The organism is Enterobacteriaceae endosymbiont of Donacia marginata (assembly GCF_012567685.1).
Taxonomy (GTDB): Bacteria; Pseudomonadota; Gammaproteobacteria; order Enterobacterales; family Enterobacteriaceae.
Genome location: NZ_CP046184.1, coordinates 79,417 through 104,036, shown reverse-complemented (window position 1 = coordinate 104,036; position 24,620 = coordinate 79,417). Strand labels below are relative to the sequence as shown.

General features: G+C 19.4%; 25 protein-coding genes. 7 read left to right on the top strand and 18 right to left on the bottom strand.

The window, feature by feature from the left end; genetic code table 11:
* Window positions 1–5 precede the first annotated feature (5 nt).
* The 10 genes from tyrS to prfA all read right to left on the bottom strand — a co-directional run bounded on the left by tyrS (window position 6) and on the right by prfA (window position 10,047).
* Window positions 6–1,289 carry a tyrosine--tRNA ligase gene (gene tyrS, locus GJU04_RS00535; protein ID WP_168892964.1) on the bottom strand — a complete coding sequence of 428 codons (1,284 nt, stop codon included), beginning with the start codon at window positions 1,287–1,289 and terminating at the stop codon, window positions 6–8.
* 19 nt (window positions 1,290–1,308) lie between these two features.
* Window positions 1,309–1,932 carry a riboflavin synthase gene (locus GJU04_RS00530; RefSeq protein ID WP_168892963.1) on the bottom strand — a complete coding sequence of 208 codons (624 nt, stop codon included), beginning with the start codon at window positions 1,930–1,932 and terminating at the stop codon, window positions 1,309–1,311.
* 107 nt (window positions 1,933–2,039) lie between these two features.
* The gene (gene pheT / locus GJU04_RS00525) at window positions 2,040–4,529 is read right to left on the bottom strand and encodes a phenylalanine--tRNA ligase subunit beta (RefSeq protein ID WP_168892962.1); all 2,490 of its coding nucleotides are present in this window, start codon (window positions 4,527–4,529) and stop codon (window positions 2,040–2,042) included.
* Window positions 4,526–5,536: a phenylalanine--tRNA ligase subunit alpha gene (pheS, locus tag GJU04_RS00520; protein WP_425482530.1), complete on the bottom strand. Its 1,011-nt coding sequence runs from the start codon at window positions 5,534–5,536 to the stop codon at window positions 4,526–4,528. The genes pheT and pheS overlap by 4 nt, the downstream gene beginning before the upstream one ends.
* 82 nt (window positions 5,537–5,618) lie before the next feature.
* A complete protein-coding gene (rplT, locus tag GJU04_RS00515; protein WP_168892961.1) occupies window positions 5,619–5,966 on the bottom strand; it encodes a 50S ribosomal protein L20 in 348 nt (115 codons plus the stop codon).
* A 49-nt stretch (window positions 5,967–6,015) separates the two neighbouring features.
* Complete coding sequence (gene rpmI, locus GJU04_RS00510; protein WP_168892960.1) at window positions 6,016–6,213, bottom strand: 50S ribosomal protein L35; 198 nt, start codon at window positions 6,211–6,213, stop codon at window positions 6,016–6,018.
* A gap of 26 nt (window positions 6,214–6,239) precedes the next feature.
* Window positions 6,240–6,779: a translation initiation factor IF-3 gene (infC, locus tag GJU04_RS00505; RefSeq protein ID WP_168893273.1), complete on the bottom strand. Its 540-nt coding sequence runs from the start codon at window positions 6,777–6,779 to the stop codon at window positions 6,240–6,242.
* A gap of 12 nt (window positions 6,780–6,791) precedes the next feature.
* On the bottom strand, window positions 6,792–8,048 hold the full coding sequence (thrS, locus tag GJU04_RS00500; RefSeq protein ID WP_168892959.1) for a threonine--tRNA ligase: 1,257 nt from the start codon (window positions 8,046–8,048) through the stop codon (window positions 6,792–6,794).
* Window positions 8,049–8,121: 73 nt separating this feature from the next.
* Entirely contained in the window at window positions 8,122–8,958 is an 837-nt protein-coding gene (gene prmC, locus GJU04_RS00495) for a peptide chain release factor N(5)-glutamine methyltransferase (protein WP_168892958.1), read from the bottom strand.
* A gap of 15 nt (window positions 8,959–8,973) precedes the next feature.
* Window positions 8,974–10,047, bottom strand: a complete 1,074-nt coding sequence (gene prfA, locus GJU04_RS00490; protein WP_168892957.1) for a peptide chain release factor 1 — start codon at window positions 10,045–10,047, stop codon at window positions 8,974–8,976.
* 212 nt (window positions 10,048–10,259) lie between these two features.
* Between prfA and GJU04_RS00485 the strand changes: the two genes are divergently transcribed.
* The 7 genes from GJU04_RS00485 (at window position 10,260) to gap (ending at window position 18,192) form a co-directional block, all read left to right on the top strand.
* Complete coding sequence (locus GJU04_RS00485) at window positions 10,260–11,207, top strand: ribose-phosphate pyrophosphokinase (protein ID WP_168892956.1); 948 nt, start codon at window positions 10,260–10,262, stop codon at window positions 11,205–11,207.
* A 25-nt stretch (window positions 11,208–11,232) separates the two neighbouring features.
* Window positions 11,233–11,832 (top strand): aminoacyl-tRNA hydrolase, encoded by a 600-nt coding sequence (pth, locus tag GJU04_RS00480; RefSeq protein WP_168892955.1) that lies wholly within the window; start codon window positions 11,233–11,235, stop codon window positions 11,830–11,832.
* Window positions 11,832–12,860 (top strand): redox-regulated ATPase YchF, encoded by a 1,029-nt coding sequence (gene ychF / locus GJU04_RS00475; RefSeq protein WP_168892954.1) that lies wholly within the window; start codon window positions 11,832–11,834, stop codon window positions 12,858–12,860. Before pth ends, ychF begins: the two co-directional genes overlap by 1 nt.
* A gap of 86 nt (window positions 12,861–12,946) precedes the next feature.
* Entirely contained in the window at window positions 12,947–14,413 is a 1,467-nt protein-coding gene (gene cls / locus GJU04_RS00470; RefSeq protein WP_168892953.1) for a cardiolipin synthase, read from the top strand.
* Between the two features lie 67 nt (window positions 14,414–14,480).
* Complete coding sequence (gene xthA / locus GJU04_RS00465; protein ID WP_168892952.1) at window positions 14,481–15,290, top strand: exodeoxyribonuclease III; 810 nt, start codon at window positions 14,481–14,483, stop codon at window positions 15,288–15,290.
* A 31-nt stretch (window positions 15,291–15,321) separates the two neighbouring features.
* The gene (gene sppA, locus GJU04_RS00460) at window positions 15,322–17,139 is read left to right on the top strand and encodes a signal peptide peptidase SppA (RefSeq protein ID WP_168892951.1); all 1,818 of its coding nucleotides are present in this window, start codon (window positions 15,322–15,324) and stop codon (window positions 17,137–17,139) included.
* A gap of 54 nt (window positions 17,140–17,193) precedes the next feature.
* Complete coding sequence (gap, locus tag GJU04_RS00455) at window positions 17,194–18,192, top strand: type I glyceraldehyde-3-phosphate dehydrogenase (protein ID WP_168892950.1); 999 nt, start codon at window positions 17,194–17,196, stop codon at window positions 18,190–18,192.
* Window positions 18,193–18,287: 95 nt separating this feature from the next.
* On the opposite strand, the gene GJU04_RS00450 is transcribed toward gap, so the two are convergent.
* From GJU04_RS00450 to GJU04_RS00415, 8 genes are all read right to left on the bottom strand, one after another.
* Entirely contained in the window at window positions 18,288–18,638 is a 351-nt protein-coding gene (locus tag GJU04_RS00450) for an HIT domain-containing protein (protein ID WP_168892949.1), read from the bottom strand.
* On the bottom strand, window positions 18,631–20,088 hold the full coding sequence (gene ptsG / locus GJU04_RS00445; RefSeq protein WP_168892948.1) for a PTS glucose transporter subunit IIBC: 1,458 nt from the start codon (window positions 20,086–20,088) through the stop codon (window positions 18,631–18,633). Before ptsG ends, GJU04_RS00450 begins: the two co-directional genes overlap by 8 nt.
* Before the next feature lie 38 nt (window positions 20,089–20,126).
* Window positions 20,127–21,149 (bottom strand): DNA polymerase III subunit delta' C-terminal domain-containing protein, encoded by a 1,023-nt coding sequence (locus GJU04_RS00440; RefSeq protein WP_168892947.1) that lies wholly within the window; start codon window positions 21,147–21,149, stop codon window positions 20,127–20,129.
* Window position 21,150: 1 nt separating this feature from the next.
* Window positions 21,151–21,771, bottom strand: coding sequence for a dTMP kinase (tmk, locus tag GJU04_RS00435; protein WP_168892946.1), 621 nt, complete (start codon window positions 21,769–21,771; stop codon window positions 21,151–21,153).
* Window positions 21,772–21,853: 82 nt separating this feature from the next.
* Window positions 21,854–23,095 carry a beta-ketoacyl-ACP synthase II gene (gene fabF / locus GJU04_RS00430; protein ID WP_168893272.1) on the bottom strand — a complete coding sequence of 414 codons (1,242 nt, stop codon included), beginning with the start codon at window positions 23,093–23,095 and terminating at the stop codon, window positions 21,854–21,856.
* 106 nt (window positions 23,096–23,201) lie between these two features.
* The gene (gene acpP / locus GJU04_RS00425; protein ID WP_168892945.1) at window positions 23,202–23,441 is read right to left on the bottom strand and encodes an acyl carrier protein; all 240 of its coding nucleotides are present in this window, start codon (window positions 23,439–23,441) and stop codon (window positions 23,202–23,204) included.
* Between the two features lie 62 nt (window positions 23,442–23,503).
* On the bottom strand, window positions 23,504–24,256 hold the full coding sequence (fabG, locus tag GJU04_RS00420; protein ID WP_168892944.1) for a 3-oxoacyl-[acyl-carrier-protein] reductase: 753 nt from the start codon (window positions 24,254–24,256) through the stop codon (window positions 23,504–23,506).
* 4 nt (window positions 24,257–24,260) lie between these two features.
* Window positions 24,261–24,593: a hypothetical protein gene (locus tag GJU04_RS00415; protein WP_168892943.1), complete on the bottom strand. Its 333-nt coding sequence runs from the start codon at window positions 24,591–24,593 to the stop codon at window positions 24,261–24,263.
* Window positions 24,594–24,620 lie beyond the last annotated feature (27 nt).

The following is a 24,620-nucleotide window of genomic DNA, read 5'->3' as shown; positions in this document are numbered from 1 at the left end:
TATTTTTATTTCCAGTAAATTAAACAAAAATTTTTTTTACCTTTACGTAATAAAGTAAAATGATCAAATTTTTTATGATATTTTGTAAAAATAAATGAAATATCAGATATATTTTCGTTATTAATATATATTGAATTTGATTTGATTAAAATAGAAGCTTTACTTTTTGAAGATGCAAATTTACTTAGAATAAGTATTGTTTGTAAATTAAAATTTTTATCTTCTAAATAAAGATTTTCAATATTTTGAGATAATATTAAGAAATCATTTTCTGAAAAATTATGTACTTTTTTATAAAAAAGTAAATTAGTTATTTTTTTAGATATTATTAAATTATCTTTACCATGTACCAGATTAGTCATATATTCAGCTAAAAGATATTGTGGACTATTTTTTTTAACATTATTTTTTTTTTTGTTAAAATTATCTATGATTTCTGATGTATAATGAGTAAACATATTTAAAAAATTAAATACAATTGAATCTGGGATATTTAACCAAAATTGAAAAAATTTATATGTATTAGTTTTTTGATGATCTAACCAAATTGTTTCTGTTTCAGTTTTCCCAAATTTTGTTCCATCATCTTTAATAATTAAGTTAGTAGTTATACCAAAAACTTTTTTTTTGTATATTTTTTTTATTAAATCTATTCCAGATACAATATTTCCCCATTGATCTGAACCTCCAATTTGGAGTATAACATTAAAATTTTTATTTAAATAAGCAAAATCATATGATTGTAATAAATTATAAGAAAATTCAGTGAAAGAAATTCCTTCAGTGTTATTATTTATCATTCTTTTTTTTATTGAATCTTTATTAATCATTTGATTAATATAAAAATATTTACCAATTTTCTTTAAAAAAAAGAGAACATTCATTTTATTAAACCATTCATAATTATTAATTATAATAGCACTATTTTCCCCACAATTAAAATCTAAAAAATTATTTATTTGTAAACTAATTTTTTTAAACCATAAATTTATATTATCTATTATATTTATTTTTCTTTTTTTTAATTTAAAACTAGGGTCTCCAATTAAACTTGTTGCTCCTCCTAATAAAATTATTGGTTTATGTCCTAATTCTTGAAAATATTTAAGTGTAATTAATTGTATTAGATGTCCTATATGTAAACTGTCTGCTGTTAAATCAAATCCACAATAAAGACTAATTTTTTTTTCATTTAAGATTTTATATAAATTATTTTTATTAGTTACTTGATAAATAATATTACGATCTTCTAATTTTTTTAGAATATTAATTCTATTTTCTTTTATCATTTATACTCCTTTTTCCATTTTATTTAAAATATTCAATATTATTATTATATAATTTTTTTACAGTTTGAATAATACTTCTTACATATATATCAGTTTCAATATTTACATAATTATAAATATTTTTACTAGATAATGTAGTATTAGATAATGTTTTAGGTATTATATTTACACTAAATTTATTTTTTAATTTTTTATCTATTGTTAAACTAACACCGTCTATACATATAGAACCTTTTTCTAAAATATAATTCATTTGTAAAACATTATTAGGTTTTATCCATAAAATTTTTGAAGAAGTATAATTTTTAATATTAGTAATAATAGCTGTATCAGTAATATGACCTAATACTATATGTCCACCAAAATAATTATTTATTTTAATAGGTTTTTCAAGATTTACATAATCTCCAATTTTTACTTTTTTAAAAGTTGTAACATTAAATGTTTGTTTTATTATATTAAAAATAATAATGTTATTACATAATTTAATAATTGTTAAACAACATCCATTATTTGAAATAGATTCTCCTATTTTTAAATTTTTTGTAAAATTTTTATTTGTTTTTATATATAAATAATATAAATTTTTATTCAAAATGATCTTTTGAATTTTACCTATAGATTGAATAATACCTGTAAACATTTTTTTACTTTTGTATAAAAAAAATATATTTATTATATAAATAATATATATTATTTATAAGTAAAATACTTAATTAATAAAATTAATTTATTTTATAAAAAAATAAATTAAAATTTTTTATGATGATCAGGAATATAATCTCTTAATAAAATTTGAAATTTTTTTGTTAATTCTAAAATACATTTATTTATAATTTTATTAATTTCTTGTTCATTTAATGTATAATATTTATTTTGTATTAATAAACTTAATGTAATATTTTTATATCCTATTGGGATATTATTTCCTTGATATATATCAATTAAATTAATTTTAATAATTTCTTTTAATTTTAAATTCTTTAAAACAGATAAAATATCTATAAAATAAATATTTTTTTTTATAGAAAAAGAAATATCTCTTTTATTTATTGGAAGATGAGTAATTTTTTGAAAATAAAAAACATTATTAATAATAATTTTTTCAAAAAAAATTTCAAAGAAAAAAGTATCATAATGAAGGTTAAAATAATTTATTAATTTGGGATGTAACATTCCCACAGATCCAATATTAATATTATTAATATATATTAATGCGCTTACATATGGATGTAATATTGTATTATTTTCATTATATTGTTGGCGAAATTCTATTTTATTATATTTATTTAAAAAATTGAAAATATATTCTATATCCCCTTTTATATCATAAAAATTTATTAATTTATTTTTTTCATTCCAATAATCAGAGTATAAATTTCCATTTATTATCCCGGATAACATTAATTTTTGTGAGATTCCTATTTTTTTTTTTAAATTTTTAAAAAAACATAATCCATATTCAAAAAAACGTAAATTTTTTTGTTGTCTATTTTGATTATAAATAATATTATTTATTAGTCCATACGATAAAGAATTACGCATAACAGATGTTTCTGTTGTAAGAGGATTAATAATTTTAATTTGTTCTATTTTTGGATATAAAATTAATTGTGTTACAGGATTAATAAAACTATAATTAATTACTTCATAATATCCTTTATTAATTAGAATATTTTTAATTTTTTTAAGATTGATTTTTATATTTTTTGATTGTATTTTTTTTTCTAAAATATTTTTTTTAATTAAATATATTTCAATTTTATTAGGAATTTTATTATATCCGTATACACGAATAATTTCTTCTATTAAATCTGCTTCAATATTTATATCATTACGCCAACTCGGTATTTTGATTATATAATTATTATTGGTTTTTTTAATAATTATACAACCTAATTTATTTAAAATATTAATTATATATTTTTTTAATATATAAAAACCTAAAATTTTGTATATATTTTCAAATGAAAGTTTAATTATTTTTTGTAAGTTATACATATTATTAATATTAATAGTATAAATTTTACTTCTATCTCCACCAAATATTTCTAATATTAAATTTACTGTTCTTATCATAACTTCTTTTTGTATTAATGGATCTAAATATCTATTATAAATATTAGAATTATTATTAGAATAATTATTCTTACTAAATAAAGATGTCAAATATTTTCTATTTATAAATAAACATTCTATTAAAATGTCTTTTGTTGCTAATTTAACAATTACATCTTTATTCTGTGTTATACCTGGTATAGATAAAATTTTAGATTCATCTGTTATAATTAATAAAGAATCATTAATTATTGATTTTATATTTTGATTTTCAAAATTTAAAAAATTATATTTATTTTTTTTTTTATTTTTAATATAAATATTTCCCTTAATTTTACTAAAATCATAAAATTGTATTGGATATCCTAATTCTAAAATTATATAATTATGAATATTTAATAATGGATTTTTAGATATAATTTGAATTCCAGCTTGAAATAATCTATTTTTAATAAATGATGGTATTTTTTTTTTGAAATTAACATTTTTAATTATACAATAATTATATTGATATAATATATTATTAATATTACTATTAATATTAATATTAATTTTATATTTTTTTGAATTATTACTTAGAATATTATTATATGGTTTTTTAAAAAAAAAAAATTTATTTAAAACAGATAAATCTCTAGTAAATCCTAAGATACTTAAACAATCGGGTCTATTAGTTGGGGTATTAATGTGTAAAATTTTTTCAGTTAAATTTAAATATTTATTTGCATTTTCTCCATTATTACTATTATTAGGTAATTTAATTAAATTATTTTTTAAAAAATTATTTTGATAAATATTAATAATTTTATAAGAACATAGTAATCCTTCAGATTTTAATAAAAAAGAATATTCTGGGATTTTAATATATTTATTATATAAAGAAGAATATTTAGTAGCTAAAATAACTTTAGTTTTATTTTCTAAATTATCTATATCAGAAAAAATTTTTAATAATTTTGTATTATTAACTAATATTTTTAATTTATAAATTTTAGGTTTTTTTTTATATAAAGAATATTTAATTATTTCTCCTACTAAGATATTATCAAAAATTGTATTTTTTTTAAAATACTCAATTTTTTCAATTTCAAATCCTAACATTGTTATCTTTTTTGATAAATAATAAATGTCTTTATCATAAATTAACCATTCACGTAGCCATGATTCACTAAATTTTATCATATAAAATTATTGAATTTAAATTGTTTAAGAAAACGTATATCATTTTCATAAAATAGGCGGATATCATGAATATTATAATGTAACATAGCTAACCTTTCTACTCCTATTCCAAAAGCATATCCATAATATTTAGAAGGATTTATTTTAACATTTTTTAATACATTAGGATGTACCATTCCTGCTCCTAATATTTCTATCCATTGTTTTTTTTGATTTAAAATATCTACTTCTAAAGAAGGTTCTGTAAAAGGAAAATAAGAAGGTCTAAAACGTATTTTGCATTTTTTACCAAAAAAAAAGTTTAAAAATAATACTAATATACCTTTTAGATCAGTAAATGTTACTTTTTTATCAATAAATAATCCTTCTATTTGATGAAACATTGGAGTATGGTTACGATCGTAATCATTACGATATACTTTACCAGAAGTTAATATACGTATAGGTGGTTTTGATTTTTTCATTATTCTAATTTGAATATTAGAAGTTTGAGTACGTAATAATATATTTTTATTTAACCAAAATGTGTCTTGTTCTGTTCTTATAGGATGATATTTTGGAATATTTAATGCATCAAAATTATGATAAACATCTTCTATTTCTGGCCCTACAACTATTTCAAAACCAATTTTTATAAAAAAATTTTCAATTTTATTAATTATATTTTTTATAGGATGTTCAGATCCTATTTTAATATATTTTCCAGGTAATGAAATATCAACTTTTTGATTTAAAAGTTTTTTATTATTTTTTTCTATTTCTATTTCTTTTTGACGTTTTTTTATTATTTCTTTTATTTTCTTTTTTTGTTTATTTAAAATAATACATTTATTAATTTTTTCTTCTTTTTTTAAGGTTTTTATTAATAGAAACTGTTTTGTAATATATCCTTTTTTACCTAAATATTTAATTTTTAATATATTTAATTCATTAATATCTTTTACTGCATAAATTTCTTTTTTTATAATAATAACTATATCATCAGATATCATATATGATATTCTCATTAATATAACATAAATAATTATTTATTTTAATAAAAATATATAATATAGGAAATATTTATATCTTATATATAAAATTAATAAATTAATTATTCGAAAAATTTATTAATTTATTAAAGGATAAATTATCAAACATAGCCATGTTAGCTAACATTTTTCTATTAATATTAATATTATTTTTTTTTAATTTATATATTAAATAATTATAAGATATATTTTTTTGACGAGCTGCTGCATTAATTTTCATAATCCATAATTGTCGAAATTTTCTTTTTTTTTGTTTTCTATCTCTATAAGCATATTGTCCTGATTTAATTACTGCTTGAAAAGCAGATCGATAAGTCCGAGATCTTGCTCCATAATATCCTTTAGCTTGTTTTATTATTTTTTTATGTCTTGCTTTTGCTGTTACTCCGCGTTTAATTCTTACCATATGATTTAAATTCCTGTAATTATTATATATTATATATCTTCCTTATTTATTATAAATAAGGTAAACAGATTTTTAATGAATATGAATCTCCTTTTTTAACTATTTTTTTTTGTCTTAAAAATCTTTTTTTTTTTTTGTTTTTTTTAGTTAATAAATGTCTTGAATTAGCTTGTTTATGTTTAAAAAGACCAGTACCCGTTTTTTTAAAACGTTTTGCAGCACTACGTACTGTTTTTAATTTACTCATATTATAACCCGCCAAATTATTAATAATTATTTTTTTGGTATTAGAATCATTATGATTTGTCTACTTTCGACTTTGGATGGAAAGGATTCTACTATAGCAAATTTAGCTAAATCATTTTTTATACGATTTAACATAGAAAATCCTAATTTAGTATGCATCATTTCTCTTCCTCTAAATCTGAGAGTAACTTTTATTTTATCTCCTTTTTTTAAAAAACGAATTAAATTACGTAATTTTACTTTATAATCTCCTATATCTGTACCAGGACGAAATTTAATTTCTTTTAAATGGATTATTTTTTGTTTTTTTTTTTGTTCTTTAGAAGCTTTATTTTTTGTATATAAAAATTTACCATAATCCATAATACGACAAACAGGAGGTTCAGAATTAGGACTAATTTCAACTAAATCAAATCCTGTATTTTCTGCTTTTATTAAAGCTTCTTTTAAACTAATTATACCAATTTGGTCACCATTTAATCCTATTAATCTTACAATTTTGCTCCTAATATTTTGATTAATTTTATTAGGTCGAGAAAATTGTATGGTTTTTTTTCCAATTTTAATATCTTACCTCTCTTATTTTTTTTTATTAATATAATAATTCTTAATTTCATTTACTATTCTATTGATAATATCATGAATTTTCATAAATCCCAAATTTTTACCAAAACAATCTCTTATAGAGATAAGATTATTTTTGACTTCTTTATCTCCACAAATTAAAATATATGGAATATGTTGTATTGCATATTTTCTAATTTTAAATGAAATTTTTTCATTATTTATATCATATTTAACACGAATATTATTTTCTTTAATTATCTTAAATAATTTTAAAACATATTTAATATGTTTTTCACTAATACTTAGTATTATAATCTGAATTGGAGCTACCCAAATAGGTAAATATCCAGAAAATTCTTCAAGAATAATTCCTATAAATCTTTCTAAAGAACCTAAAATAGCACGATGAATTATTATTGGAGTACTGTGTTTATTTTTATTATTTATATAAAATAAATTTAAACATTTTGGTAATGTAAAATCTAATTGTATTGTACCACATTGCCATTCTCGATTTAAACAATCAAAAAAAGAAAATTCTATTTTAGGACCATAAAAAGCTCCTTCTCCTATTTGGTATTCAAAATTAATATTTAATTTATTTAAAATAGAAGATAAATTATTTTCTGCTTGATCCCAAATTTTATTATCTCCAATTTTATTTGGTGGTCTAGTGGATAATTTTACAAGAAATTTTTTAAAACCAAAAAGATGATAAATATCATACATCATATGAATACAATTTTCTATTTCTTTAACTACTTGATTTTTTCTACAAAAAATATGAGCATCATCTTGTGTAAAATTTCTTAATCTCATTAGACCATGTAAAGAACCAGATGGTTCATTTCTATGACAAATGCCAAATTCAGCAATTCTTAAAGGTAAATCTCTATATGATTTTAATTTTTGTTGAAAAATTTGAATATGTGCAGGACAATTCATAGGTTTTATGCAATAATTTCTATTTTCAGAAAAAGTAGTAAAAATAGATTCTTTATAAATTTTCCAATGACCCGTTTTTTTCCAAATAGCAAAATCAGTAATTAAAGGAGTTTTTACTTCTAAATAATTATATTGATTTAATTTTCTTCGTAATAACTTTTCTAGTTGTTTAAATATAATATAACCATTATTATGCCAAAAAACCATTCCTGGAGATTCATTTTGGAAATGATATAAATTTAATTTTTTACCTATAATTCTATGATCTATTTCTAATAATTTATTAGATAAATCTATTTTTTTAAAATTATCATTTTGTGCCATTTTTTACTTTTAAAATATTAATTTTTATTAATAATAACAAAATTTTTATTTTAAATATATTAAAATATTAATTTTAAATTTTTTGTCCACAAATAACTCTATAATATCCTTGTATATCACAATATTGTGATATATTTTTGAAGTTTTCAATCTTAAGGATTTTTTTTAAAATATATCCTTGTTTATATCCATGTTCTAATATTAACCATCCATAATTATTTAAATATTCTGAAGATTTAGAAATAATATATCTTAAATCAGATAATCCATTATTTAATGATATTAATGATTTAATAGGTTCAAATTTTAATTCTTTTTTTAATTTATGATATTCATAATCACTTATATAAGGGGGGTTACTTATTATAATATCAAATTTATTATTTTTTAAATTACTAAACCAATTACTAATTAAAAAATTAATATTTTTAATATATAATTTCTTAGCATTATATTTTGCTAAATTAATAATTTGTTGAGAAATATCTACAGCAGTAATTTTAAGAAAATTATATTTAGAAGCAATTGCTAATGCTATTGCTCCACTTCCAGTACCTAAATCTAAAATTTTTTCTATATTATTATTAATTTTTTTTAAAACAACATTAACTAAAATTTCTGTATCTTTTCTAGGTATTAGAACATAAGGTGATACATAGATTTTTAATGACCAAAATTCACAAAAACCTAATAAATAAGCTATAGGTTCGCCTGTAATTCTTCTTTTTAAAAAATTTTGTAAAATTTTAAATTGTTTCAAATTTATTTTAGTTTCATTAAAACCATAAATCCATGATTTAGATTTTTTTAAGACAAAAGATAATAATATGACTGATTCTAATTGATATGTTAATATTTTATTCTGTTTTAAAAGATTAGAAGCATATTTTAACCATTGATTAATAATCATATTTTTTTTTAAAAATTATAATTTATCAGCATTATATTGATGAATAATAGGTTTTATTAATATATCTAGATTACCATCCATAATTTCGTTTAATTTATATAATGTTAAATTAATACGATGATCTGTTACTCTTTTTTGAATAAAATTATATGTTCTATTTCTATCTGAACGATCTCCAGTACCTAATAATATTTTTTTTTTTATTGCATTATCTTTATTTTTTTTTGCCATTTCTAATGTATATATTCTTGTAGCTAATACAGCTAAAGCTTTAGCTTTATTTTTATGTTGAGATCTTTCATCTTGACATTCTACAACAATCCCTGTTGGGATATGGGTAATTCTTATAGCAGAATCAGTTGTATTAACATGTTGTCCCCCTGCTCCAGAAGATCTAAAAGTATCAATTTTTAAATCTTGATTATTTATTTCTGGAATTTCTGTTTTTAATAATTCAGGCATAACTGCAATAATACATGTAGAAGTATGTATTCTTCCTTGTGATTCTGTTTCAGGGATTCTTTGTACTCTATGGCCACCGGATTCAAATTTTAATTTACCATAAACTCCAATTCCTATAATTTTTAAAATAATTTCTTTAAAACCATTACTATTATCATTATAATGAATATGTATTATTTCTATCTTCCATTTTTTTGATTCTGCATATCTAATATACATTCTTGAAATATTTTTTACAAATATTGCTGCTTCATGCCCACCAGCCCCAGCTTTTATTTCTAAAAAACAATTACGATTATCTTCTTCTTTGTTTTGAGGAGAAAGTAATTTATATAATATTTTTTCTATTTTTTTTTGTTTAATTTTAATATTTTTTATATCTTCTAATACCATTAGATATATTTCTTTATCCTTTTCTTTTAATAAAATTTTATTATTAAGTAAATTTAATTCTAATTTTTTCCATTTTATAAATGGTTTAATTATATTAGATAATTTTGAATATTCAGTTGATAAATTTCGTAAAGATACGTGATTATTATACGATTTATAATCGCTTAACTTTTTTAATATATAATTATATCTTTTATATAAGATATTAAGTTTTTTAAGGATAGAAGAATTCATAATTATTATTTTAATATTTAAATTTTATAAATAAAATATTTTTTTAAAAAATTACATTAATAATAATATATACTATATTTAGTATTATTTTTATATATTAACAAATAATATTTTATTTATTTTTAATAGAATTATTAATTCTATATTAAAATTTTATTTTTTATATGAAAAAATTTAAATAAAATTATATTTATAATTTTTAAGGATTTTATATGACTAATATGAAATTATTTGCTGGTAATGCTATTACTAAATTAGCAAAAAATATTGCTAATCATCTATATATTAATTTAGGTAAAATATTTGTAGGTAAATTTAGTGATGGAGAAGTTTCTGTTAAAATAAAAGAAAATGTAAGAGGAAATGATATTTTTATCATACAATCTACTTGTAATCCTACTAATGATAATTTAATTGAATTAATTATAATGATTGATGCATTTAAAAGAGCTTCTGCTGGAAGAATAACTGCTGTTATTCCTTATTTTGGTTATGCTAGACAAGATAGAAGAATCCGTTCTGCTAGAGTACCTATTACTGCTAAAGTAATAGCTGATTTTTTATCTAGAGTAGGAATTAATAGAATATTAACAGTTGATTTACATGCAGAACAAATTCAAGGATTTTTTAATGTTCCTGTAGATAATGTTTTCGCAAGTTCTATTTTTTTAAAAGATATATCAAAAAATATATATAATAATCCTATAATAGTTTCTCCTGATATTGGAGGGGTAATTCGTGCAAGATCAATAGCAAAAAAATTATTTAATGGAACAGATATGGCTATTATAGATAAAAGAAGAAATAATTTAAATACTACAGAAATTATGAATATTATTGGAGATGTTAATCAACGAGATTGTATTTTAATAGATGATATTGTTGATACTGCAGGAACATTATGTCAAGCAGCAAAAGCTTTAAAAAAAAATGGAGCAACAAAAGTATTTGTTTATGTGACTCATGCTATTTTTTCAGGTAATGCTATTCAGAATATTTATAATTCTGTAATAGATGAAATTATTGTATGTGATAGTATCCCATTAACAAAAAAAATTAAAAAATTAAAAAATGTTAGAGTCTTAACTCTATCTTATATGCTTGCAGAAACAATAAGAAGAATTAGTAATGAAGAATCTATATCTGTAATGTTTAAATAGATTAAAATAATAAAAAGGTAAATATTTGAATAATATAAAGATGATAGTAGGATTAGGTAATAACTTAAATAATAAATTTATTAAAACTCGTCATAATATGGGTTCTAATTATATTATTAATTTATCTAATAAATTTAATATTCAATTTAAAAAAATAAAAAAATTAAATGAAAATATTGGTTATTTAAATATTTTAAATAAAAAAATAATTTTATTAATACCAAATTCTTTAATGAATAATTCAGGAAAATCAATATTTATTGTCTCTAGTTTTTATAAAATTTTATTAAAAAATATTTTAGTTATTCATGATGAATTAGATTATTTACCTGGAATTATAAAATTTAAATATGGAGGTGGTAGTGGAGGCCATAATGGAATTAATAATATTATAAAAATATTTAATGATAAATTATTTTATAGGTTACGTATAGGGATAGGTCATCCTGGATGTAAAGATCAAGTAAATAATTTTGTATTAACCCCTCCTACATTAACCGAACAAAAAAATATTAATTTAACTATAAAAAATAGTATTAAAGCCTTACTAGTTTTTATTAAAACTAATAATTATAATAAAGCAATAAATTATTTACATTCTAAAAATAATAGGATAATAAAATAATGGAATTAAAATGTGGTATCATTGGACTTCCAAATGTAGGGAAATCAACATTATTTAATGCATTAACTAATTCTAATGTAGATGCATTAAATTATCCTTTTTGCACAATAAAACCAAATACTAGTATAGTAACTGTTCCTGATAATAGATTACTTTATTTATCTAAATTAATAAAATCTAAAAAAATAATACAATCTACTGTAACTTTTGTAGATATTGCAGGTTTAATAAAAGGAGCGTCCAAAGGAGAGGGATTAGGAAATCAGTTTTTACATAATATATCAGAAGTTGATGCTATAATTCATGTAATACGGTGTTTTAAAAATAAAAATATATTAAGTTTATCATTTAATCCTATAAAAGATGTCGATATTATAAATAATGAAATTATTAATTTTGATATAAATTTATTATTTAAATTAAAAAATAATAAAAAACATATTAATAATAAATTTAAATATTTATTAGATATTTGTTTAAATTACTTAAAAAATGGTAAATTATTAAATTTATTAAAATTAAATATAGAAGAAATAGATTTTTTAAAAAAATTAAAATTATTAACAATTAAACCAATAATTATTATTGCTAATATAGATGAAAATAATATTAATAACCAATTTTTTTTAGATGAAATAAATATTCTTAGTAAAAATTATTTAGTTTTAAAAATTTGTATTATTAATCTTAATAACAAACAAAAAATATTACCAATAAATAAAAATAATGATTTAAAAAAAATAATACTTAATAGTTTTAAATTATTAAATTTACATACTTTTTATACAGTAGGAATTAAAGAAACTAGATCATGGAGTATCTTAAAAGGTACAACAGCATTAATTGCTGCTAAAAAAATTCATAGTGATATTCAAAAAGGATTTATTAGAGCTCAAGTAATTCATTATAAAGATTTTATTTTTTATAAAAATCAAACAAAAGCAAAATTATTTGGTAAAATGAAAATAGAGGGTAAAAAATATATAATACAGGATGGGGATGTTATTAATTTTCTTTTTCAAATTTAAAAAATATATATTTTTTATTTTAAATTTTAGTATTAAAATACTTATATTTTAATTTTTTTTAACTATATTTAAATAATTTAGATAATATGATTAATATTTTAAATTTAATTTTATTATATAGTAATATTATATTATTAATTTTTATTATAATTAGAATTTTTATTAAATATAAAGATATAAAATCTTATATATTGTGGTATCTTATTCTATATGTTTTTCCTAAAATAGGGATTATTTTTTATTTTATTTTTGGAGAAATTTATTCAAAAACACAATATAAATCTAAACAGGCTAAAAAAATATGGTTTCGCTATAGTGAATTACTAAAAAAATTACAAATATATTATAAATTATATATTAAAAATATATATGTAAATAAAAAAATAGAAACATTATTTCAATTATGTGAAAATAAACAAAATTTATTGAGTATGACTAATAATTCTATTAAATTATTTAACTCATCATTTAAATTATTTACATCACTAATTAATGATATACAATCAGCAAAATATAGTATTCATATTGTTTTTTATATATGGATACCCGGAGGATTAGTAAATAAATTTTCAGAATCTATTATAATAGCAGCTAAAAGAGGTGTTAAATGTTATATTATGTTAGATTTTATTGGAAGTAAAAATTTTTTTTATAGTTCTTGGTATCATCTTATGTTAAGAGTTGGTGTTTTTATAATTAAATCATTGAATATTACAATTTTCAATTTTTTTTATTCTAGAATAGATTTAAGACAACATAAAAAAATAATATTAATTGATAATAGAATAGTTTATGTTGGTAGTATGAATATGGTAGATTCAACTAATTTTAAAAAAAATACTAAAATAGGTAAATGGATTGATCTAATGATTCGTATAACTGGCCCTATTGTTAATACGATTAGTATTATTTATTCATATGATTGGGAAATAGAAACAGGACAAAATATATTATCCATTAATCAATTAAAAAATAATTTAGTAAAATATCAGAATAAAAATAATATTAATAGAATACAAGTAATATTTTCAGGATTAAAATTATCTAAAAAAATAATTCATAATTCTTTAATTACAGCTATATTTTTAGCTAAAAAAAGTTTAATTATTACAACACCTTATTTAATACCAAGTAAAAATTTATTATCTGCTATTTGTATAGCTTCTGAACGTGGTGTAGATGTAAAAATTATTATTCCTAAATATAATGATTCAATTTTTATTTATTGGGCTAGTAAATTTTTCTTTTATAAATTATTAAAATCGGGAGTTAATATTTATCAATTAAAAACAGGATTTTTACATACAAAGAGTATTATTATAGATAAAAAAATTAGTTTTATAGGTACTGTAAATTTAGATATAAGAAGTATCTATTTAAATTTTGAAATTAATTTAATTATAGATGATATTATATTTAATAAATCACTTTTATATATACAAAATAAATATATTTTAAAATCACAAAAATTAGAATATAATTTATGGATAAAAAGACCATATTGGCAAAAAATAATAGAAAAATTATTTTTTTTATTTAAATTTATTTTATAAAAATAGAAAAATAATATTTATTAATAAATTACTTTATTATAAAAATTTATATTAAAATCGAAATTTTATGAAAATTTTTTCATTTAATATTAATGGAATAAGAGCACATATACATCAATTAAAAATAATTATAAAAATATATAATCCTGATATAATCGGGTTACAAGAAACAAAAGTAAATAATGAAAATTTTCCTAAAGAAGAAATATATAAATTAGGATATCACATTTATATGTGTGGACAAGTAAAAAATTATGGAGTAGCTTTATTAAGTAAAAAAGAACCTTTAAATATTCAAAAAAATTTTTTAAAAGACTTTTTTAATAATCAAAAAAGATCAATAATGATTGATTTAGATAGTGCTATTGGTAAGATAAAGATTTTAAATTGTTATTTTCCTCAAGGAGATAATCAAAAAAATAATATAAAATTTAAATATAAAATTAATTTTTTAAAAAATTTATATTTTTATATTAAAGAAAATTTAGATCCAAAAAATCATATTATACTTATGGGAGATATTAATATTAGTATTTCCGATTTAGATATTGGAATAGGAGAAAAAAATCGTAAAAAATGGTTAAAAAAAGGAAAATGTTCTTTCTTACCAAAAGAAAGATTTTATATGAATCAATTACTTGATTGGGGTCTATTTGATATTTGGAGATTAATGAATCCTTTAACAAATAATAAATTTTCTTGGTTTGATTATAGATCAAAAGGATTTGTTTTTAATAAAGGGTTAAGAATTGATAATATTTTAATTACTAATTCATTAATAAAATATTATTCTAATTCAGGAATAGAATACTCTATTCGTAATTTAATTAAACCTTCAGATCATGCTCCTATTTGGGTAAAGTTTAAAAATATTTAATAAATTTTTATTTTAAAAAATTAGGTGAAAAATGATTAAGTTATTGAATATAATAAAATTCTTTTGTTGTTATTTATGGTCACTAATTAATTTTACTAGAACGTTAATAATAAATATCATTTTTATATTATTAATATTCTTATTATGTTATTACATATATAATGTGAATCATAGAAAAAACACAAATAGTCAAATATTAAAAAAAAATAATCAAGTATTAGAAATTAGTTTTGATGAAAATTTTGATAATGAATCTTTTTATAAAAATAATTTAATATTTAAATTATTTAATAAATTTACAAACAAAAAAAATAATGATCCAATAATTAATATTGTTAATGCTATAAATTTTGCAAAAAAAGATAAAAATATTAATGGTATTATATTAAGACTTAATAATTTAAATATTTCTGATATTCCTAATTTACGATATATAGGCAAATATTTAAATGATTTCAAAGAAAGTGGTAAAAAAATATATGCAATTTCAGATATGTATGACCAAAGTCAATACTATTTAGCTAGTTTTGCCAATAAAGTTTTTTTATTACCATATGGTAATGTAAAATTATATGGTCTAAATTTTAAAAAATTTTTTATAAAAAATTTTTTAAAAAATTTAAAAATTAAAACTCATGTATTTAGAGTTGGAAAATATAAATCTGCAGTTGAATCTGTTTTAAGAGAAGATATGTCTAATAATGATAAAATAGTTATGAATCAATTAATAAATAATTTATGGGATGATTATTTAACAACTATATCAATTAATAGACAATTAACTAAAGAAGAAATTTTTCCTACAGACGAAAATTTATTAATATCTCTCAAAAAATCTCATGGGAATTTAGCTTTATTTGCATTACAAAATAAATTAGTAGATAAAATATCTAATAATAATGATTTTGAAAAAGAAATGATTCAAAATTTTGGTTTAGATAAAACCCAAAATACATATAATAAAATTAGTATTAATAATTATATAAAATTATATATAGATAATGGAATTCAACAAAATAATGGTAATATTGCAGTTATTACAATAGATGGAATTATGATATATGGTAAAAATGGCAGTGATCTTATTGTAAATAAAATAAATGAAATATATAAAAATCCAAATATTAAAGGATTAATATTAAAAATTAATAGTCCAGGAGGTGATATTTTAGCTGCAAAAGCAATTTATAACGAATTACTTTTATTAAAAAAAATTCATAAACCAATCGTAGTAGTTATGGGTAAAATGGCAGCATCAGGGGCATACTGGATTTCTACAGTAGCTGATTTTATAATTGCAGATCCAGTAAGTTTAACTGGTTCTATTGGTATTTTTAGTGTTGTATATAATATTAGTGATATTTTAGATTTAATTGGTATAAAAAAAGATGGGGTTAATATATCAGATAGATTTACTCTTTCTATGGATGAAAAATTATCTTCTATAGAAGAAAAGATAATGAGCATAAATATTAAAACTGGATATGATGAATTTATTTATTTAGTTTCTAAAAAAAGAAATTTATCTATTGAAAAAGTAAAAAAAATAGCTAATGGTATGGTTCTTTTAGGTAAAGATGCTCAAAAATATGGATTAGTTGATGGTTTAGGTGATTTTGATAGTGCAATAATGAAAATTGCAAAATTAACAAAAATTAAAAAAGTAAAATTACAATGGATAACTATAAATACTTTTTCTCCATTAGATTATTTTATAAAATCAAATAATTTTATTATATCTAATTTAATTCAAAATTATATAAATTTTATTTTTAATAAAAATTTTTCATCATTAAATAATGAAAATATTTTAAATCCCGAAAGAATATATTCTTTATATATTATATAAATTTAAAAATTTTATTTTTTTATAATTTTGTATTTATGATTAGGAGATAATTAAATGTCTATTAGAGTTGCTATTAATGGATTCGGCAGAATAGGACGTATTTTTTTCCGTGTTGCTCAAAAAAATCCTAAAATTAAAATTATAGCTATTAATGATTTATTAGAAATAAATTATATGGCATATATGATAAAATATGATTCAACACATGGTAATTTTAAGAAAAAGATTAAAGTTGATGAAAATAATTTAATTATAAATAAGAATATTATTCATGTATTTTCAGAATCAGATCCACTTAAATTAAAATGGCATGATTTAAATATTGATGTTGTTATTGAATCAACAGGAATTTTTTTAACAAAAGAATTAGCAAAAAAACATATTATAGCTGGTGCCAAAAAAGTTATTATTACAGCTCCTCCTAAAGATAATTCAATACCTATGTTTGTAAAAGGAGTTAATTTTAATAATTATAGTGGAGAAAATATCATTTCTAATGCTTCATGTACTACTAATTGTTTAGCCCCATTAGCTAAAATTATAAACGATAATTATATTATTAAAAATGGTCTTATGACAACTATTCATGCAGTAACATCTACTCAAAAAACAGTAGATGGTCCTTCTATGAAGGACTGGAGAGGAGGAAGAGGTGCATACCAAAATATTATCCCTTCAAGTACCGGTGCTGCAAAAGCAGTAGGAATTGTTTTACCAGAATTAAATAATAAATTAACAGGGATATCATTAAGAGTACCTGTTGCTAACGTTTCTGTTGTTGATTTTACTGTTCAAATTTTAAAAAAAACTACATTACCAGATATTTGTAAAGTTATTAAATTTGCATCTCAAAATTATATGAAAGAAATTATTGGTTATACAGAAGATGACGTAGTATCTAGTGATTTTAATGGCTCAACATTAATATCTATTTTTGATAAAAAAGCAAGTATAGCTATCGATAATAATTTTTTTAAATTAATTGCTTGGTATGATAATGAAACAGGATATTCTTCTAAAATATTAGATTTAATATTACATATTTTTAAATAAAAATAAAATAGAAAAATTTGCTATGTATTATATTAATAGATACATAGCAATACAAAAAATTTTTTTTTAAATTTTAAAAAATATAATTTTTTAAACTAAAAAAAAATATTTATACCTTGTCGTCCACCTAATAAATGCATATGTAAATAAAATATTGTTTGACATCCATGATGATTACAATTAATAACAACTCTATATCCAGATTTATCAATTTTTTTTTTTTTTGCTATTTTAGAAGCAACTAATAACATTCTTCCTAGTAATAACTGATGTTCGGATTTAATATTATTAAGTGTTTTTATAAAAATATTAGGTATAATTAAAATATGTATTGGACTTTGTGGTTTTATATCATTAAAAGCTGTAACTAAATTATCTTGATAAACAATATTAGTAATTATTTTTTTAGATATAATTTGTTGAAATATGTTTTTTTTATTATTCATAATTATTTTTTTTTATAAAATTATCCATTTCTGTTTTTAAATTATCTGATTTAGTACCAAATATTGCTTGAACCCCATTACCAGAAATAATAACAGCAGAAGCTCCTAATAATTTTAATTCTTTTTCATTAACTTTTTTTATATTTATCACAGTTATACGTAATCTAGTAATACATGCATCTAAATTAGTAATATTATTTTTCCCCCCAAAAGCTTTAACTAATTTTTCCCCATAATTTAATGATATATCATTTGTTTTATATATATTATTTTGTATTTTTTCACGTCCTGGAGTGCGTAAATCTAATTTAATAATTAGTATTTTAAATACATTATAATATATAATTATATAAATAAAACCTATAATTGGAAATAACCATATTTTAGAACCATTACCACTTAAAATAATAAAATCAATTAACCCATGAGAAAAACTTGTGCCATTTCTCATTCCAAGTAAAATACAAATAGGAAAAGATAATCCTGATAAAATAATATGTATTATATATAATAATGGTGCTGCATACATAAAAGAAAATTCTATTGGTTCTGTAATTCCTGTAAAAAAAGATGTTAATGCAGCTGAAAACATTAAACTACCGATTTTTTTTTTATTTTCTTTTTTTGATGTTTGCCATATGGCAATAGCTGCACCTGGTAATCCATACATTTTAAATAAAAAACCTCCTGCTAATTTACCTGCAGATGGATCTCCAGCAATATATCTTGCAATATCACCATGATATATTTGTTTAGTAAATATATTCATAAATGAACCTATTTCCATTTGGAATGGAACATTCCAAATATGATGTAAACCAAAAGGTAATAAAGTTCTTTCTATTATTCCATAAATACCAAATGCAACAATAGGGTTTTGATAAGCAGCCCAATATGAAAAAGATTGAATTATTTTTCCAATTGGAATCCAGATAAAAGATAATAATAAACCAATAAAAATTGATGTTAATCCGGAAATTATAGGGATAAAACGACTACCAGAAAAAAAACCAAGATAATCAACTAATTTGATATTATGAAAACGATTAAACATATATGCAGCAATAGATCCAGCAATAATTCCACCTAATACTCCTGTATCTGCAAGATGTTTTTGAATAACTATTTCTTGTGTATAATTATTATGTAATAAAATAGGAATCATAACTTCAATCGTTTTTGTTAAAATACCATAAGAAACGACAGATGCTAATGCGGATACACCATTATTTTTAGTAAATCCTAAAGAAATCCCAATAGAAAAAATTAATGGCATATTAGCAAAAACAGAACTACCTGTTTTTTCCATAATATTAGAAATAACATTAGGTAACCAATAAAAATGAGCCGACCCTATACCTAATAATATCCCTGCTATAGGTAAAACAGATACCGGTAACATTAAAGATTTACCTATTTTTTGCATATTAGCGAATATATTACTAAACATTATAATATCCTATTTTAAATGAAATTTAATAAATATTATTAATACTTATTATTAGATTTATATATCTCTTCTAAAGATAATAATAAATTAATTAATACTAATTCATGATTAATATTATTAATCTTTATTAACAGATTATTATAAAATAATATTTTTTTTACCATTAATAAAATTTTATCTACTATAATTAAATTAGATATTTTATATATTAAGTATATGTGATCTAAATTGTATAAAAATTTTTTATCTATATTTAAATGTATTTTAATAACATCTAATAAAATTAAATAAATCCAATTTAAATATAATAGAATATTTTTACTATTTAAAATAGATAATAATTTCATTATATCTTCTTCTAAAGAAGATACTAAAATAGTATAAAAAGTATTTCTACTTTTCCATATTACGTTATTTAATAATTGATATGCTTTAATTGGAGAATAATTACATAAACGTAATGCAGTTTTTAATGATTTTTTTTTAAAAATTTTATAGTTTTTTATTTTTTTTTTTAACCATAATGTACCTATTTTTTCATTAGGAGGATATATATTCCAAAATTGACAACGACTATATATTGTCGGTAATAATTCATTTTTATGAGTACATTGTATAAAAAACCAAATATTATTTGAAGGTTCTTCTAAAATTTTTAGAAGAGCATTACTAGATGAAATATTTAATTGTTTAGCATAAGGAAACCATATAATTTTACCCATATCTTTATAAGATGATTGATAAATTATTTCAGTAAGATTTCTAATTATTTCGATACTAATACTATTTTTTTCTTTATTATTTTTAATAATATGTAAATCAGGATGAATATGATTCTCTATTAAAATACAATTTTGACATTTAGAACAACTATATAATTTTTTTTTATTAATACAAAAAATCCATTTAGTTAAAGCATAAATTAAATTATTTGTCCCTAATTCATTTAAAGAACAAAAAATATAAGCTTTGTAATTTTTTTTATTTAAAAATTGATAAATTATTTTTTTATAAAAAAAATTTAACCATGGATACCATGGTAATATGGGATATTTTTTCATTTTATACTAATATTAATTTATTAATAATTTTTTTTACTGATGATTTTACATTTTTTAATTTATTATTGGCATCAACTATTTTTATAGTTTTATTTTTTTTTGCTATTCTTAAATAATATTTTCTTACTCTAGAAAAAAAATTTATAGATTCTTTTTCAATTCTATCATAATTTTTATTATTTATTCTTTGTAAAGCAATTACTGGATTTACATCTAAATAAATAATTATATCTGGTTTTATATTATTTTTAATAAAATTTTGTAAAAATAAGATGTTTTTTTTATTTATATTTCTTCCACCTATTTGGTAGGCATATGTAGATAAATCATATCTATCTGATAAAATCCAATTTATATTAATATTTTTTCTTATAATATTATCTAATAATTGTAATCTAGCTGCATATATTAATAATAATTCTGTTTTATAAGAGATTTTTTCTCCTTGAGAAAATTTAATAATCTTTCTTAATTTTTCTGCAATTGGAGTACCTCCAGGTTCATGAGTTTTAATAATATTTTTAATATTAAAATTTTTTAGTAATTTTATTATATAATTACAAATAGTAGTTTTTCCTGCACCGTTTATTCCTTCTATTACAATAAATTTTTTTTTATTCATTTTTTTTTTAAAATTAGATATTTATATATTATCATATAACTAACATTCATTTTTTTAAATAAAAATATTTAAAATTAAAATTTTATATTTTTTTAAAAATTAATGTAGCATTAGATCCACCAAAACCAAAAGAATTACATAATACATATTTCATATTTTTAACATCTCGTGAAATTTTAGGAATAAAATCTAAATCTAAATTTTTATCAGGATTATCTAAATTAATTGTAGGAGGAACTATTTGATTTTTTAAAGATAAAATAGAGTAAATAGATTCAATTGCTCCAGCAGCACCTAATAAATGTCCGGTAATTGATTTAGTAGAACTTACAAATAATTTATAATAGTTGTTTTTAAAAATTTTTTTAATAGCATTTACTTCTGCTATATCTCCTATTTTTGTTGATGTACTATGTGCATTTATATACTTAATATTTTCAGGATTAAGATTTGCATCTCTTAATGCATTAAACATTGCTAATTGTGCCCCTTTACCATTTATAGGTGGTGAAGTTATATGATATGAATCATTACTCATACCAAAACCTACTAATTCTGCAAAAATATTCGCATTTCTTTTTTTAGCATGAGTATATTCTTCTAAAATTAAAATACCTGCTCCATCTCCTAGAACAAATCCATCTCTATCTCTATCCCAAGGCCTACTTGCTTGTTGTGGTTGATGATTTCTTCTTGATAAAGCATTCATTGAAGAAAACCCACTTAAGCTTAAAGGAGTTACAGCTTTTTCTGATGCCCCAGTTATCATAACATCAGCATCATTATAAGATATAATTTTAAAAGCAATACCAATATTATTTATCCCAGAACTACAAGCTGTACTAATAGTCAAACTAGGACCTGTTAATTTATAATTAATTGCAATATTTCCTGTTAACATATTTATAAGAGTTGATGTCATTAAAAATGGAGTAATTTTTTTAGGACCTTTTTTATTTAAAATTTGAGTATTTTTTTCTATTAAATTCATTCCTCCTAATCCAGAACCTATAGCAATTCCAAATCTAGGATTATCATACTTATTAAGTATTAACCCAGAATTATTAATAGCTTCATGACATGCTATTAATCCATATTGGATAAATAAATCAATATTTTTTTTTTTTCTATTAAAAAAATGATTTTTATATTTAAAATTTTTTATTAATCCAGCAATTTTAGTTTTATATTGATCGGTATTAAAATGATTAATTATATCAATACCACTATTACCATTAATAAGATTATACCAATTAGATTCTATTGTATTTCCTATTGGGGAAATCATGCCAATACCAGTAATTACTACACGCCTACGTTTCAACATTATATATTTCTTCTATATAAAAAATTATATTCTTTAAAATTTATTATTATGGAATAGAGTAAAATATGTTACTTACTCTTAATTCCATAATTTAAATTAAATTTTAATTTTTATAATTATTAATATAATTAATAGCTTCTTGAATAGAAGTAATTTTTTCAGCATCTTCATCTAAAATTTCAATATTAAATTCTTCTTCTAATGCCATTATAATTTCAATAGTATCAAGAGAATCTGCTCCTAAATCTTCTTTAAAAGAAGAAGAATTTGTAATATCTTCTTTTTTTATTCCTAATTGATCAATAATAATTTTTTTAACACGTTTAGTAATAGAATTACTCATACTCGTTATATTTTCCTATAAAATTATTTTAGGATAATTTGTAAAAAAATAAAATAATAAAATTACCCCATATATAATCCCCCGTTAATATTAAGTGTTTCTCCTGTTATATAAGATGCTTTATCAGAAGCTAAAAAAATTACAGCATCAGCTATTTCTTGAGGATAACCAAAACGTTTAGATGGAATTTGTGATATGATATTATCATAATTTTTTTTTTTAAGATGTGATGTCATATCAGTTTTAATATATCCAGGAGATATAACATTTACAGTAATACCTTTTGAAGCTACTTCTTTAGCTAAAGATTTACTAAATCCAATAATTCCTGATTTTGATGCTGCATAATTAGCTTGCCCGATATTACCAGTTATGCCAACAATTGAACTAATATTAATTATACGACCAAATGATCTTTTTATCATATAATAAATAACTTCTCTACAAATTCTAAAAATAGAAGTTAAATTAATTTGTAAAACATTATCCCATTGATAATCTTTCATATTTAATACAAGTTTATCATATATAATTCCTGCATTATTAACAAGTATATCTAAAGTTTTAAAATTTTTAATAATATATCTAATTAAATTATTAATAATATAAGGTGATTTATTTTTTAAATCAAGAATTAACCCGACTCCATTTTTTCCTAAATAATTATTAATTTTTTTTATTCCATAAATATTAGTTGATGTACCTATTACATATACTCCATATTTTATGAATGTATTAGCTATACTATAGCCTATTCCTTTATTTGCTCCTGTTACTAAAGCTATTTTATTTTTTAAATTAAAATTTTTTAACATATTATTAATTACAAATTTTATATTTTTCTGATGTTAAAAGAAATGTTTTTAAGTTATAAATTGAATTTATACAAATATTATTTGTAATTTTTTTTGATATTTTTTTAAGCATATTTTTAGGTGTAAATTCTATTACATTAAATATGTTGTGTTGTTCTATATATTTTATACATCCTACCCAATTAACTGTAGAATATAGTTGTTTTACTAAATTTTTTTTAATTTTTTTAGGTGATTTTTCATATTTACAATTTACATTATTAATAAATTTAATTTTTGGTTTATTAATAATAATTTTATCTAAAAATTTTTTAAATTTATATGCTATAGGTTTCATTAATAAACAATGAGAAGGTATATTTAT